At 60.5% G+C, this 13,076-nt stretch carries 12 protein-coding genes; 8 read left to right on the top strand and 4 right to left on the bottom strand.

All coding sequences use genetic code 11. The features are described 5' to 3' along the window. Positions 1 to 6: 6 nt before the first annotated feature. The gene (locus tag F6X39_RS15520) at positions 7 to 1,563 is read right to left on the bottom strand and encodes a methyl-accepting chemotaxis protein (RefSeq protein ID WP_187617299.1); all 1,557 of its coding nucleotides are present in this window, start codon (positions 1,561 to 1,563) and stop codon (positions 7 to 9) included. A 493-nt stretch (positions 1,564 to 2,056) separates the two neighbouring features. Here F6X39_RS15520 and F6X39_RS15515 point away from each other — a divergent pair, with 493 nt between their 5' ends. Next, positions 2,057 to 2,401, top strand: a complete 345-nt coding sequence (locus tag F6X39_RS15515) for a BON domain-containing protein (protein ID WP_090808886.1) — start codon at positions 2,057 to 2,059, stop codon at positions 2,399 to 2,401. 270 nt (positions 2,402 to 2,671) lie between these two features. Here the strand turns inward: F6X39_RS15515 and F6X39_RS15510 are convergent, their stop codons facing one another. Both F6X39_RS15510 and F6X39_RS15505 read right to left on the bottom strand, forming a co-directional pair. After that, complete coding sequence (locus F6X39_RS15510) at positions 2,672 to 3,625, bottom strand: SDR family NAD(P)-dependent oxidoreductase (protein ID WP_262414719.1); 954 nt, start codon at positions 3,623 to 3,625, stop codon at positions 2,672 to 2,674. Positions 3,626 to 3,647: 22 nt separating this feature from the next. Further along, positions 3,648 to 4,787, bottom strand: coding sequence for a phosphotransferase (locus tag F6X39_RS15505; RefSeq protein ID WP_262414718.1), 1,140 nt, complete (start codon positions 4,785 to 4,787; stop codon positions 3,648 to 3,650). Between the two features lie 112 nt (positions 4,788 to 4,899). Between F6X39_RS15505 and F6X39_RS15500 the strand changes: the two genes are divergently transcribed. The 6 genes from F6X39_RS15500 to F6X39_RS15475 all read left to right on the top strand — a co-directional run bounded on the left by F6X39_RS15500 (position 4,900) and on the right by F6X39_RS15475 (position 11,415). Next, positions 4,900 to 5,397, top strand: a complete 498-nt coding sequence (locus F6X39_RS15500) for a MarR family winged helix-turn-helix transcriptional regulator (RefSeq protein WP_187617240.1) — start codon at positions 4,900 to 4,902, stop codon at positions 5,395 to 5,397. Between the two features lie 293 nt (positions 5,398 to 5,690). Beyond that, the gene (locus tag F6X39_RS15495) at positions 5,691 to 6,935 is read left to right on the top strand and encodes an acyl-CoA reductase (protein ID WP_262414717.1); all 1,245 of its coding nucleotides are present in this window, start codon (positions 5,691 to 5,693) and stop codon (positions 6,933 to 6,935) included. After that, the gene (locus F6X39_RS15490) at positions 6,935 to 8,320 is read left to right on the top strand and encodes a hypothetical protein (RefSeq protein WP_187617238.1); all 1,386 of its coding nucleotides are present in this window, start codon (positions 6,935 to 6,937) and stop codon (positions 8,318 to 8,320) included. Before F6X39_RS15495 ends, F6X39_RS15490 begins: the two co-directional genes overlap by 1 nt. 36 nt (positions 8,321 to 8,356) lie before the next feature. Next, positions 8,357 to 9,208 carry an oxidoreductase gene (locus F6X39_RS15485; RefSeq protein WP_187617237.1) on the top strand — a complete coding sequence of 284 codons (852 nt, stop codon included), beginning with the start codon at positions 8,357 to 8,359 and terminating at the stop codon, positions 9,206 to 9,208. Between the two features lie 30 nt (positions 9,209 to 9,238). Further along, positions 9,239 to 10,603: a hypothetical protein gene (locus tag F6X39_RS15480; protein WP_187617236.1), complete on the top strand. Its 1,365-nt coding sequence runs from the start codon at positions 9,239 to 9,241 to the stop codon at positions 10,601 to 10,603. Between the two features lie 113 nt (positions 10,604 to 10,716). Continuing rightward, positions 10,717 to 11,415: a TetR/AcrR family transcriptional regulator gene (locus F6X39_RS15475; protein ID WP_262414716.1), complete on the top strand. Its 699-nt coding sequence runs from the start codon at positions 10,717 to 10,719 to the stop codon at positions 11,413 to 11,415. A 33-nt stretch (positions 11,416 to 11,448) separates the two neighbouring features. On the opposite strand, the gene F6X39_RS15470 is transcribed toward F6X39_RS15475, so the two are convergent. After that, positions 11,449 to 11,817 carry a PaaI family thioesterase gene (locus tag F6X39_RS15470; protein WP_316251693.1) on the bottom strand — a complete coding sequence of 123 codons (369 nt, stop codon included), beginning with the start codon at positions 11,815 to 11,817 and terminating at the stop codon, positions 11,449 to 11,451. A gap of 67 nt (positions 11,818 to 11,884) precedes the next feature. Here F6X39_RS15470 and F6X39_RS15465 point away from each other — a divergent pair, with 67 nt between their 5' ends. Then, positions 11,885 to 13,036: an NADH:flavin oxidoreductase gene (locus F6X39_RS15465; protein WP_187617234.1), complete on the top strand. Its 1,152-nt coding sequence runs from the start codon at positions 11,885 to 11,887 to the stop codon at positions 13,034 to 13,036. Positions 13,037 to 13,076 lie beyond the last annotated feature (40 nt).

Raw genomic sequence — 13,076 nt, 5'->3', positions numbered from 1 at the left:
GAGCTTCTATTGCGCGGCGAGACGGAATGCCGAGACTGCATTCGTCATTGACTGCGCCTGCTGTTCGAGCGCACTCGCGGCAGCGGCGGCTTCTTCGACGAGTGCCGCATTCTGTTGAGTCACCTGGTCCATCTGCGTAACCGCCTGGCCGACCTGTTCGATGCCCGTGCTCTGCTCGATCGTTGCCGCCTTGATTTCATTCATGATGGTGGCCACGCCGCGCACGGCGCTAACAATCTCCTTCATCGACTGACCCGCCTGCGCGACCAGGCTATTGCCGTTAGCCACGTCCTCGACCGAGGCGCCGATCAAGGTCTTGATCTCTCGGGCGGCGTCCGCGCTGCGCAGAGCTAGACTGCGAACTTCGCTTGCGACCACGGCGAAGCCGCGTCCCTGCTCACCGGCCCGTGCCGATTCGACCGCCGCATTCAGCGCAAGGATATTGGTCTGAAATGCGATGCTGTCGATCATCCCGGTAATCTCGGCGATCCTACGCGAACTCTGGCTGATTGAATTCATTGTCTGGATGGCGCGCTCGACCACTTCGCCGCCCTGCTCGGCGACATCGGCTGCGCTCGAAGCCTGTGCGCTTGCCTGCTGCGCGTTATCCGCGTTCTGTTTGACGGTGGACGTCAATTGCTCCATGCTGGCCGCGGTTTCTTCCAGTGCCGCTGATTGCTGCTCTGTGCGGCTCGACAGATCCACATTGCCTGCGGCAATCTCGCGCGCGCCGCCGTAAATGGCCTCGCAACTGTTGCGCACGTTCGCCACTGTCTGAGCCAAACCACGCTGCATCCGCTGCATCGCCGCGAATAGCTGACCGATCTCGTTGCCGCTCGCCTCGGGGATGCGCGCTGTCAGATCATTCGCCGCGATTCGATCGAGCAGATTGGCGGCGTCGTTCAGCGGAGTCGTCACGATGCGCCGCAGCGCGAAATGCGCAGCGACGATCAGGACCAGCGCCGCGCTCACTCCGAAAATGACCAGGCTGACGACCCACGTATATTCGCGATCGACCTGCGCGATGGCATCGTTCGACAACGTGTTAGCCATGCTCTGGAATTTCTCGACATTCACCGAATACGCCACACCGGTTGACGTAATGTCGTGATCGTTGATAGCGGCGTAGGCGTTCGTATCGCCGGCACGCAGAGCATCGGAGGCTTTCTTCAGAATCGCGGCGAGGTTGACTGACGATTCGATCAACTGCTGCTTCAACCCGTCGTCCTGGCCACGAAAAGCGGCGGCGCTTCGAAACGACTCGGTTTCCGCAGCCGCCCGGTTCATCGTCGTTTCGGCGCTCTTCAATGCCGAGTCTCGCGTCGTCTCGTCGTTGCGCTCCTTTAGAGCTGAGTAGGCTCGTGTCAACGCGGCTCGAGTGCGTGTGGAGTCCTTGTATGCGTCGTTGACGAGAATTTCCTGCGTCGCAATCTGATGGATGCGGTTGAGATTGGCATTCGCGCGGCTGAGCGTGGTGACACCGATCACGCCGCCCAGCAAAATCATCGCCGCAAAGATCAGGAAGACAGTCAGGAGACTATTTCGAACCGATACGTTTCTCATGCCGCTTTTCAACCCGGTGTTGTACGATGACCTCTTTATCGGCAGATTCCGCGATCTCTTTAGAAAATGGGCATGCAGATAGGCTTTATGCCGGGACATCAGACTTCTGGTGGGGCGTTTCAAGGGTCTTCGTTGCCCCCGTGCGGCGCTTTGACCAGCGGACCGATGACAGTGCGGCCCTCCGCGTGACACCTTGAAACCCGCTCGCCCGGGTATTGGGAGGATTGACAGGCTCAGACATGGGAAAACTTCTTCAGATACCGTCCTCAACTAACGTATGCAGTTCGTGGGAAACTGCAATGGCGATAGTCAGATACTCGTTCTCTCGTACCTGCGCAATTGCTACGCCTGATTCGCCTCGCCAAATCGACGCGAAGGGTTGCCCTGCCAATACAGGTAGCTTGTAAGCCGAGATGCGCCGTATCCCTTCGCCACTCGGCCCGCTTTTCAGCCCACCATTTAGCGCTTATCGAATCAGGATTTCATAGCCGACATGCGAAACGCGCCATACATCAAAAGCCGATTGCTGATCGTCGCGGCGTTCGCATTGCCAGCGTTCGTGTTCACCAGCGGCTGTAAGTCCACGGTGACGCCGCCCTTGACAGCGCCGGGGAAGATCGCCGCTGACGACGCTGCGCTCGCCGCCCGGGTGAAGCAGGCGCTCGTCGCGAACCCGGAACTGAGATCCTTGCCGATGAGCGTCGCGACGTATCGAGGCGTCGTGCAGTTGTCAGGATACGTGGATTCGGAGGCACAGATTCAGAAAGCGCTTGCCGTGACGCGCGGCGTGCCGGGGGTGCAATCCGTGAGCAACGATCTGCACCTCAGGCCGCAATGACGCGCGTTTGCCGGAAAACAGACGAACCAGGCGCGGACGACCTGGACGAACATCGACAGATCGTTCGGATCGAGCGCGATATTTATCCAGGGCCGAGCAAAGGGGCGATTGGCATGAACCGCAATTCGACGGCCATGCCAGTGCCAGACAGGTGCCGTTTCCTGTCACGCGGGTCAAGTTCGCCCCCGCTAAGTTACGAGAAAATTTGGCCGGGAAAGCACAGCGGAAAGTGACGCTTTGCTGCCCGACGTACCCCGCCCGATACGGTGGCTATTGCTGGACCAGATCGTACGCCGCAAGCGCCGCAATCTGCGTCACGCCACCGTCCACGGGTAAGCACGTGCCAGTAATGAATCGCGATTCGTCGCTGGCGAGAAACAGCGCGGCGGCCGCGACGTCCCATGCATCTCCCTCCAATGGGAGGGGCGCGATCTTGCGGCGACGTTCGCGAGCCTTATCGTCAAGCATGCTTTCCACCATTGGCGTAAAAATATGCCCCGGAGCAATCGCGTTGGCACGAACCTGATCGCGGCCGTACATCACCGCGAGTTCACGCGTAAAGCCGACCATTCCCGCCTTTGACGAGCCATATGCGGCCGACCCGTGGCTGCGGATGCCTGCGACCGAACCGATGTTGACGATGGCCCCGCCCCCGCGCGCCACGATCTTCGGCACCGCACTTCGGCTCATCAAGAACGCACTTTTCAGATTGACGTCGATCACACGGTCCCAGGACGCTTCGTCGACGTCCTGCAATCTCCCCGGCGCGCCTGAGATACCGACGTTGTTGATGAGAATGTCCAGACCTCCATACCGCTGAACGGTCTCTTCGACAATGCGCGCACAGACAGCGCCGTCCGTGATGTCGCCGGTCGATACGAACGCTCGGCCGCCCGCTTCCGTGATCAGCGCGAGCGTTTCCGCCGCCCGCTCGTACTGCTGATCGACGAGACAGACAGAGGCGCCCTCCGCCGCAAAAAGACAGGCAATGGCCTTGCCCGTGCCAAAACCCTGACCGAGCGATCCTGCGCCGGTCACGATCGCGATCTTGCCGCTTAAACGTTGATGAAAGATTTTCGGAACAGGCATGCTGTAATCGGTTGATGAAAGTCGATTGTCATCTTGAACGTTCGAGCGAGCACCGGCACGTTCACGTTCAAGCCATAACTCGCCAGGAGGCTGCCGATGGTCGAGCTTAGTCTCGCCAGGCCAATAATGCAACATACGGTTGCATTATTGGCCTGGATCATGTCGATTCGCGCACCGTGCCGTGATCCAACAATGCCGCGCCAAAGCGTGCCGCATACGCGGTGTTCACTGCTTCGGTCTGGAAGCGGGTTTCGTTAATCGCAAAGATGAAGTATCCATACGCGAGATCACGTCGATAGTCGTTCCACGCTTCGTCGAAATCGGGCGCCTCGACCCCGCCGATCGCCAGTTGCGAAAGATAGTGTTCGAGCAGCGACCGCTCCCATGAGCGACGGTCCTCGATATCGAGTGCACACCCTATGTGGTAGGCGACCTCGAGGCTCCAAGGCGCCCGACTGACCTGGGCATCGAAAAAACCCGGCGTCCCGTCAGCTTCGACGTACAGATTTCCCAGATGCGTATCGCCGTGAATAAGGCATACCGGTTTGCTCTTATGTTCGCGCGCAATGCGCGCGAGAGATGCCATCATCCAGTCCCGATCGTGCAGATACCGGCTTACTGCCGCTCCTCTCGGCAGCGATATGTAGTGGGCCCAGACGTCCGGTTCGAGGTATCGGTTCTGGTATTCCAGCGACCAGTCCGAAAAGCGCTCTCCCACCCATTCGAGCCGACCGCCCTTGTCGAACTCCCGGCTGTTCCATGTTTGCGCGTGATAGCGCGCCATCGCACTCAACCGTAGGGCGACTTGTTCGTAGCCCTGCGATTGCTGGGCACGGCAAAACTGAACGTTACGCTCGCGCAGGTCTTCCATCACTACGACCGATTGCCAGGCATCAGGATCCGTGCCTGCAAAAAAGCATCCAGGCGCGTTCATGTTGATGAACGGGAGAACGTCGCGATAAAAACGCATTTCATTGCGATACATGTCTCTCATCGAAGGACTGTGATCCTCGAAACCGCCCTTGACGATCATGCGCGCCGGCAGCGCCATTGCCTGTCCCGCGTCGTTGTACTCGAGCGCGACGCGTACCTTGGTCGACGTACCCGGCAATACCTCCACGTGCCGGCACGAAGTTACTTCGGCCCCGGGAAAGCGGAACGCGATCGCGGAGGTTAGCCACTTTGCGGTCACTTCCTCAACAGCGACAGGCAACGCCATGTCACTTACCACACCAGATTCCGACAAGGTTCCTCCCGAAGATTGCAAACCAAAAGACGCGTGCGCATCGTCGCGCATACCTGCTCCCCGTCGCAACATGGGGAAAACCACACCTCGCCTATCGTTGCATATTTTGAATGCCGTGCATATAGTTGCTTGCAAATGCAGCTACTTTTTTGGCAGGAAATCGATGAATCTATCCGACTCCGTCACGCTCGAGCGAGAACCGGCTGGCGCCGAACTCGCACGGAGACTTGCGCCAGAGGAATACCGTACTGAAGATAGTGTCGCGTTCAAGATGAACCTGGTTCATCTTCTGCTTGGCGCGGAAATCGATGGAAAGCTCGCTGCGAGCGAGCTTTCAGCAATACAGTGGGGAATCCTGAAAGCACTGTCCGACGGACGTGCTCGCACACCTACTGCCTTGTGCCGGGTGCTGCTCGCTGACAGCAGCATCATGACCCGCAAGCTCGATTCGCTTGAAAAAAGAGGATTGATTAAACGAATTCGCAGCACTTCCGACCGACGCTGTGTCGAGCTCACACTGACTGCAAACGGCCGCCAGTTGTTGCGCGGAACCCTGCCGCACATCGTCGATGCAAGCAATCGGCAGCTTCGCGGCTTCACGGTCGAAGAAGTCCGAACCGTCAAACATTTACTCGATCGGATGATCGTCAATCTGAGCTGACTAGCGATAGCAAGCTCGGAATGGACCAGCGTCTGCGCCCCCAAGTCAACGCGTATCGATATTTGAAAGGAGCTTTTATGGAGCACCCCGAAACAACAGAAAGGCAACGCGGGAACCCGGCGCAGGAGCCCAGCCTCGTGCCGCTGCCGGTTCCTCACGTATACCGCGGTCGCACTGTCACCGGAAGCGCCATCAGGCACGTGTCGCGTGATCTTGGCCAAGGTTTCTGCACGCCCAGGATCGACCTTGACGACCTCGTGTGGCCGCGAGCTGAGTCAGGCCCCGCCTTCGATATGCCGATTGCGAAGGTTATCGACTTTCTTGTCGAGCTGGGGCCGCGTTTGCATCTGGACGTCAATCCGCTGATGCAGGCCGCGCTCGAGTCAATGATCAAAGTGAGTCCGCTCGGGCGACGGATTCTCGAAAACTGCTATCGCGACATTCCCAACCTTTTCGCACGCGAGGTGATCGAGGACGAGTTGCGCGTAAGTCTTGGCGACGCGCGCCTCGTCGACGGTTGGGTGGCACGCACGCTGCGCGGGCGCCCGAGTCGTCTGCGCGCGTTTGCACCGCGCCTCGTACATGTGCTCGCGGGCAACTCGCCGATGGTGGCAGCCATGACGGTCATGCGCGCGGCGCTGACGAAAGGCGTCCACCTGCTCAAGCTGCCTTCGAACGATCTTTTCACGGCCACTGCAATTCTGCGCACGATGGCCGACATCGACCCGGATCATCCCGTCACCCAGTCGTTTTCGGCTGCGTATTGGCGCGGTGGAGACGAACATGTCGAGTCGATTCTTTATCGTCCGCAGTACTTCGACAAGATTGTCGTATGGGGCGGCGACAGCGCGGTTCGGCACGTGATGCGCTACGCTGGCCCCGGGCTCGAGCTGGTCGCGTTCGATCCGAAGGTATCCATCTCGCTGGTCGGCCGTGAAGCCTTTGCATCCGACGAGGTGCTGCGCGACGTCGCGCGTGCCGGCGCAGCCGATGTGCTGTCGTTCAACCAGGACGCGTGCAATGCGAGCCGGTATCAATTCATCGAAGGCGACGAAGACGACGCCGACCGCTATGCCGAGCAACTGGCGCTGGCACTCGGCCAGGACTTTCGCTATGGCGACGGCCAGGGCCCGCTGGTGCCCAGCGACATTCGCGAAGCGGTTGATGTGCTGCGTGAGATGGAGCCGCTCTACCGGGTGTTCGGCGGATACGACGGCAAGGGGCTCGTCATTCGCTCGGAAGAAATGGTCGATTTTCATCCCATTTGCAAGACCGTCAACGTCGTTCCCGTGGCAAGCCTGCGCGACGGCGCGCGCTATGCGACCGTCGCCACGCAAACGGTCGGCATCTATCCGCCGCACCGGGTCACAGAGGTGCGCGACGCGCTCGCGTGCGCTGGCGTGCAACGCATCGTGGCGCTGGGCGAGTCTATTTCAGATGGGGTTGGCGGCTATCCGCATGACGGCATGTTCCCGATCCATCGATTCATGAAATGGGTCTCGGAGGAATCGGGCCCGAATCCGGAGGAGACCCAATAATGCAAGCCCTTTCCACGCTGCTTCAACTCACGGATCTTCAAGACCCCTTCCGCAACGCGCCGGAAAGCCTCCATGCCGCGCAACTGCAAGCCGTGCGCGAGCGCTTCGCGCAGCGCCGGCAGCAGATTCGCATTCTCGACAAGCGAGCCAGCGAAGCCGGCGTGACGGAAGTGAAGAGCATGAGCGACGCCGTGCCATTGCTTTTTGCCGACTCCGTCTACAAGAGCTATCCCGATTCGTTCATCGAGCAGGGAAAATGGCGCCACCTCACAGCGTGGCTTCAAACGCTCACAACCCGCAAGATCGACGGACTCGACTACGGCACGATCGCCGATCTCGACGACTGGATCCATGCGCTGCGTCGAAACGGCCATTATGTGATGAGCTCGAGCGGGACCTCGGGCAAGCAGTCCTTCATTTACCAGAGCGAAGCCGACCGCGAACTCGGCTGGCGCCTCCTCTCCCAAGGCATTCGCTGGGCGGCGAGCGGCATGCGCGATCCGTCGCGTCGCTATCCCGTGTTCCTTCTGACGCCCTCCTCCGGCTCTTACACCGGAACGGAGCGCATGGCGAAATTCGCCGAATCGATTGCGATGCCGGGCGACCTTCATTACATGTCGGATGTGCCGCAAAGCGCCGCGCACACCACGCGCATGGCGCGCATGCGGCGGGCCATCGCGGACGGCACCGCGCTCCCCAGTGAAATCGAAGCCTTCCAGAACGAAAGTCGAGAACGCAGCGAATGCGTACAAGCCGATTTCCGGCAGTTCATCGACCAACTGCTCGAACGGCGTCACGAGCCCATGTTCATCATGGGCATGATGGGCATGCTTTATCAGATCGTCGCCACGGCGCGCCAGCGTGGCATTCCCGACGCCGACTTTCACCCCGACACGATCATTAGTATCGGCGGCGGCAAGAAAGGTGCGAACCTGCCAGAAGATTTCCAGCAACAGTGCGCGCGCTTCTTCAACTTCAACGCGACCAACTTCAACGACGGCTACGGCATGGGCGAAGTATCGGGCTTTTGCCCGTGGTTTCACGAAGCGAAGGCGTGGACGGTCCCGCCCTGGCTCGTCCCGTTGGTGCTCGACTCGACCGGCGAACAACTGCTTAATCCTGCGGACGGGAAAGGCATCGTCGAGGGACGGCTCGCCATCATCGACCTGCTCGCGGATGGGCGCTGGGGCGGCGTGATCAGCGGCGACAAGGTCACCGTGGAGTTCGGTCACGGCATCGACGGCGTGCGCACGCCAATCATTCGCGATGTGGTGCGCTACAAGGATTTGCCCGGCGGCGACGACAAGCTGTCATGCGCGGGAACGATCGACGCCTACGTCCGCGGAGAGATCGCCGACATGACCGAGGCCCGGACCGCCAACTAAAGCGATGTTTCCTACTCATCTGAAGGCCAATCGACAATGACTGAAACACAGACAAGCCCAGCCGTGTGGTTCATTACCGGCGTTTCGTCCGGCTTCGGCCGCTCGCTTGCGGAGGCGGTCCTCGCTCGCGGTGACAAAGTGGTCGGGACCGTTCGAAATGACGCACAGATCACGCCGTTCGAAATTCTCGCACCCGGACACGCGCACGGTGTGCTGCTTGACGTGACCGACGCGGCAGCGGTGCGTCGCGGCGTCGAGCAGGCCATCGAGCGCGCGGGACCGATCGACGTACTCGTCAACAATGCGGGCTACGGTCTCTTCGGCGCATTTGAAGAGGTCTCCGACGCGGAAGCACGTCAGCTGTTCGATACCAACGTGTTTGGAACGGTCAACGTGATACGCGCCGTACTGCCTCATTTTCGCGATCGCAACCGCGGTCATATCGTGAACTTCTCGTCGGTCGCCGGCGTGATCGGCATCGCAGGCTGCAGTTTCTATTGCGCTTCGAAGCATGCGATCGAAGGGCTTTCGGAATCGCTCGCTCGTGAACTGAGCCCGTTCGGGATTCGAGTGACCGTGGTCGAGCCGGGTGGCTTCCGCACCAATTTCGCAGGCGGATCGCTGAAGTGGAGCGAGGTCGAATCACCCGTCTATACGGAGACCGTGGGCAAGATGCGTCGTTACATGAGCAGCTACCACGGCACGCAAACGGGCGATCCGGCCAAGGCTGCCGACGCCATCGTGCGCGCGGTTTCCGCGGACGTCCCACCGCTGCGGCTACCGCTAGGTCCGGACGCCGTCGACCTCGTTCGGAAGAAACTTTCGTCCGTGCAACACGACCTCGAAGCCTGGCTCGACGTGTCGAGTTCCACCAACTTCGACCACTGACGCCTGGCAACTCATAGCCCTGGAGACGACATGTCCGCTTTGGACCCGTTCTATGCAATGCTGCGCGCTGAAAGCGACCCGTTTCGCAAGCACCCCGAGAACCTTCGCGAGCTTCAGCTCGCTGCCATGAAAGAGCGCTTCGCCGAGCGCCGCGAACAGATCAGGCTACTGCGTCGCAGAGCGGAAGATGTCGGCGTCAACGAGGTGACCCGCCATGAAGATATGGTGCCCCTGCTGTTCGCGCATCAGATCTACAAGAGCTACCCCGAGTCATTCATCGACAACGGCCGCTGGAAGCATCTTTCGGCATGGCTGCAAACGCTATCGAGCAAACGGGTAGCCGAAGTCGATCTGGACGGCGCGGACAACGTCGACGCATGGATGGACCGTCTGCGCACAGCGGGACACCATGTTTTCAGCTCGAGCGGCACATCCGGCAAGTGCAGCTTCATCAGTCAGACGCAAGCCGATCTCGACAATGTCACCGAGTCGTGCGTGAAGCTGGGCGTCTACGGCAACGCAATGATCCGAAGAGATTTCGGCAAGCGCCCGGCTTTCCTCATGATGCCGCCTGCCGGCGCGCATCGGCATATCGAACCGGTACTGAACGCAGCGCAACGGCTCGGCGCGGAAACCACGCTGATGTTCGACGAACCGGTGCTCGCATCCGCAACGATTTCGATGGGCCGCATGCGCCGCGCAATCGCCGACGGCTCCGCGAAACCGAGCGAGGTCGCGGCGTTTCAGGAGCAGGCGGTGGCGCGCCAACGTCATACCGGCAAGATGATCGACCGGTTTCTCGACAAGCTCACCGCGCAGCGCGAAGTTCCGGTGCTCGTCCAGGGCAACTGGTCGTTGCACTGGACGCTCGTCGAGCGCGCCCGTCAGCGCGGCATCGCCGATGGCATCTGCCATCCGGATACGGTAATCACCACCGGCGGCGGCTTGAAGGGCACCTCGGCCCCCGCCGACTTTCGGGAGCAAATCATCCGCTTCTACGGTATTCGTGCCGAGAACGTCCAGAACAGTTATGGCATGTCCGAGATGATCGGAACCGGCCCGTGGTCGGAAGTGGCGCAGGGTTATGCAATCTGCCCGTGGATCGTTCCGTTCGTCCTCGACAAGGCGGGAGAGCAACTGCTGAATCCTTCGGATGGAGTAGGCGTCGTTGAGGGGCGCTTCGCGTTTTTCGACCTGCTGGCCGAAGGATACTGGGGTGGTTTCATCACTGGCGACAAGGTCGTGGTCGACTTTTCACCGGCGGAGAACACCGACGGCCTGCAAGGGCCGCTGGTCCGTCAAGTCGGCCGCTACGCCGATCTCGAAGAAGGCGAAGACAAGCTCTCGTGCGCCGGCACGATGGAGTCGTATGTACGTGGCATGATCAACGTTTGAGCCCTGCTGCGCGCGGTCCGAGCCCCAGGGGCGCCATTACTGGCGCCCCCTTGGGCTCATGAGTATACTGATGTCCTGATTCCGACATCAAACACTCCCCGATGTACAAACCTATGTCAGTTCAGGCTCCCAACGGAGCCTCGCGGCTCGCTGCGGCGGACAAACCTCGAACGGCTGGCCGGCCCACTCACGACGATGCAGTTCAGTTGCGCGAGCGGCTGCTCGAAGCCGCCAAATCCGTGTTCATCAGAGAAGGTTTCGGCGCCGCCAGGGTCGAGGAAATCGCATCGCTGGCTGGCGTCAGCAAAACGACCGTGTATCGCCAGTTCGGCACGAAGGAAGAGCTGTTTCGCTCCATCGTCTGGCGTGGGATGGCCGATCTGCGGGGCAAGATCTCGGAGCACCTGGAACCGGGCCGCGATTTTTCGACGAACATGGCATCCCTTATCTATGCGCTCGTCGAACACATGGCAATACCGGACAGCATGCACACTTCACGCATGGTCATTGGCGAGGCGATTCGCTTTCCCGATGTCGCAAAGCAGTTTCTGCAGTTCGTGGTGACGATGCTGGAGCCGCTAACCGGCGTTCTGGAAGCCGCCGCGCTCAGCGGCGTAATCGCCATCGACGATCCCTCGAACGCGGCGCGCGATCTTCTCACACTGGTCACAGGCGCGCCCGAGGTGCACCTCGCGGTTCAGACCACCCGTTCCGAACGGAAACGCCGGGCTGAGCGGATTCATCGGCTTCTGTTGACCGCGTGGAGGTACCGTGCGGCACTGGATAAGGTTCGAGCCCGGTCAATGCCGTAACGTTCGCGCGGCCATCCAGGTCTCGCCGACGCTCTAGCTGTCAATTTCACCCATCACCTGGAATTGCCCCGACGCCTGGGCGATGCATTTCGCATTCGCCCAGATCCGGCAGTCGGAGAAAATCACCCGCTTTCCCGAACGTAGAACGTCGACGTGTGCTTCCACCCAGTCGCCCGGCTCCGCGTTCCCCATGAAATTGACCGTCAAGCCCGTCGTCAACACCCTGACGGCCGGTTGACGCGAATACTTGCTCGCCCACGTGATGGCGGTGTCTGCCAGCATGCAAACAGCGCCCCCGTGCATCATCTGGCCAAGGTTGCGATGCGCTTCGCGAACGTACATGCCGACGACGTGTCCGCGTTCGCTCTTGCGAAAGTAGGTGGCCTGCGAGACGGCGCCAATATTGCTTTTTCATCGATAAAACATAGCGTATCATTATTCGCACACGAGTCAACTATGTGAATGACCAATGGATACCACGTCGCTCTTTTCGCCTCTCACCGTGCGCGGGGTCACGCTTGCCAACCGTATCGTCATGTCACCCATGACTCGCGGCTTTTCGCCGAACGGATTGCCCGGTAGTGACGTCGCCGCCTACTACAAGCGGCGTGCGCAGGGCGAGACAGGCCTGATCATCACGGAAGGCGTCGGCGTCGATCACCCCGCGGCGCTCGGCGAAGCTGGACTCGGAGAAAATTCGATTCCCGTGCTCGCCGGAGGGGAATCAGTTGCCGCGTGGCGACGCGTGACGGACGAAGTTCACGCTAGCGGCGGAATCATCTTTCCTCAGTTGTGGCATATGGGACCCATGAAAGAGGCGAATACGGGCCCCTTCCCGGCCGCCTCGCCACTGCGCCCATCGGGACTGTGGGGACCGGAAGGACGAACGACATCACTCAACGCAGGTTACATGGAGCGCGTCATGCCGCCAACGCGCCCGATGACCGACGCCGAGATCGCGGACGTCATTGCAGCCTATGGTCGAAGCGCGCGCTATGCGACGGTCGCCGGCTTCGATGGCATCGCGATTCACGGGGCTCACGGCTATCTGATCGACGCTTTTTTGTGGGCAGAAACCAATCAACGCACGGATCGATGGGGCAAGGATCTCACGGCGCGCAGCCGCTTTGCCACCGAGGTTGTCCGAGCAATCCGCGAAGCGATCGGTGCGACGATGCCGATCACGTTCCGCTTCTCCCAGTGGAAGCAGCAGGATTTCCGCGCGCGTCTCGCCAACGACCCGCACGAACTCGAGCACATTCTCGCGCCGCTCGCGGATGCTGGCGTCGACATCTTCGAGGCGAGCACCCGCTATTTCAACCGGGCGGAATTCGCGGGCTCAGAGATGAATCTCGCCGGTTGGGTGAAGAAGGTAACCGGCAAGCTTTCGATGACTGTTGGTGGGATCGGCATTAACAAGGGCTACTACGATTCAATGGCCGGGGCCGCGACAGCGCCGCAGCCCGACCTCACTGCCCTGCTCGATCGTTTCTCACGCAGCGAGTTCGATCTTGTTGGCGTGGGACGCTCGCTTCTACATGATCCGAACTGGGCGCGGCGCGTACGGCTTGGCGAGCCGTTCCTCGGGTTCAGCAACGACTCGCTCGCACACCTCACCTGAAACGCGATTTGCAGTTGGCGCCTTGACTCGGGTATCAACT

This window comes from Paraburkholderia sp. UCT2, assembly GCF_014397665.1.
Taxonomy (GTDB): domain Bacteria; phylum Pseudomonadota; class Gammaproteobacteria; order Burkholderiales; family Burkholderiaceae; genus Paraburkholderia; species Paraburkholderia tuberum.
The sequence above is the reverse complement of the archived record's forward strand: the minus strand, read 5'-3'. Positions and strand labels throughout refer to the sequence as shown.

What these genes read in the sequence shown, in the direction of transcription:
- F6X39_RS15520 (WP_187617299.1), bottom strand. Translation starts at nt 1,563, where the DNA reads ATGAGAAACGTATCGGTTCGAAATAGTCTCCTGACTGTCTTCCTGATC.
- F6X39_RS15515 (WP_090808886.1), top strand. Translation starts at nt 2,057, where the DNA reads ATGCGAAACGCGCCATACATCAAAAGCCGATTGCTGATCGTCGCGGCG.
- F6X39_RS15510 (WP_262414719.1), bottom strand. Translation starts at nt 3,625, where the DNA reads ATGTTGCATTATTGGCCTGGCGAGACTAAGCTCGACCATCGGCAGCCT.
- F6X39_RS15505 (WP_262414718.1), bottom strand. Translation starts at nt 4,787, where the DNA reads ATGCGCGACGATGCGCACGCGTCTTTTGGTTTGCAATCTTCGGGAGGA.
- F6X39_RS15500 (WP_187617240.1), top strand. Translation starts at nt 4,900, where the DNA reads ATGAATCTATCCGACTCCGTCACGCTCGAGCGAGAACCGGCTGGCGCC.
- F6X39_RS15495 (WP_262414717.1), top strand. Translation starts at nt 5,691, where the DNA reads ATGCCGATTGCGAAGGTTATCGACTTTCTTGTCGAGCTGGGGCCGCGT.
- F6X39_RS15490 (WP_187617238.1), top strand. Translation starts at nt 6,935, where the DNA reads ATGCAAGCCCTTTCCACGCTGCTTCAACTCACGGATCTTCAAGACCCC.
- F6X39_RS15485 (WP_187617237.1), top strand. Translation starts at nt 8,357, where the DNA reads ATGACTGAAACACAGACAAGCCCAGCCGTGTGGTTCATTACCGGCGTT.
- F6X39_RS15480 (WP_187617236.1), top strand. Translation starts at nt 9,239, where the DNA reads ATGTCCGCTTTGGACCCGTTCTATGCAATGCTGCGCGCTGAAAGCGAC.
- F6X39_RS15475 (WP_262414716.1), top strand. Translation starts at nt 10,717, where the DNA reads ATGTCAGTTCAGGCTCCCAACGGAGCCTCGCGGCTCGCTGCGGCGGAC.
- F6X39_RS15465 (WP_187617234.1), top strand. Translation starts at nt 11,885, where the DNA reads ATGGATACCACGTCGCTCTTTTCGCCTCTCACCGTGCGCGGGGTCACG.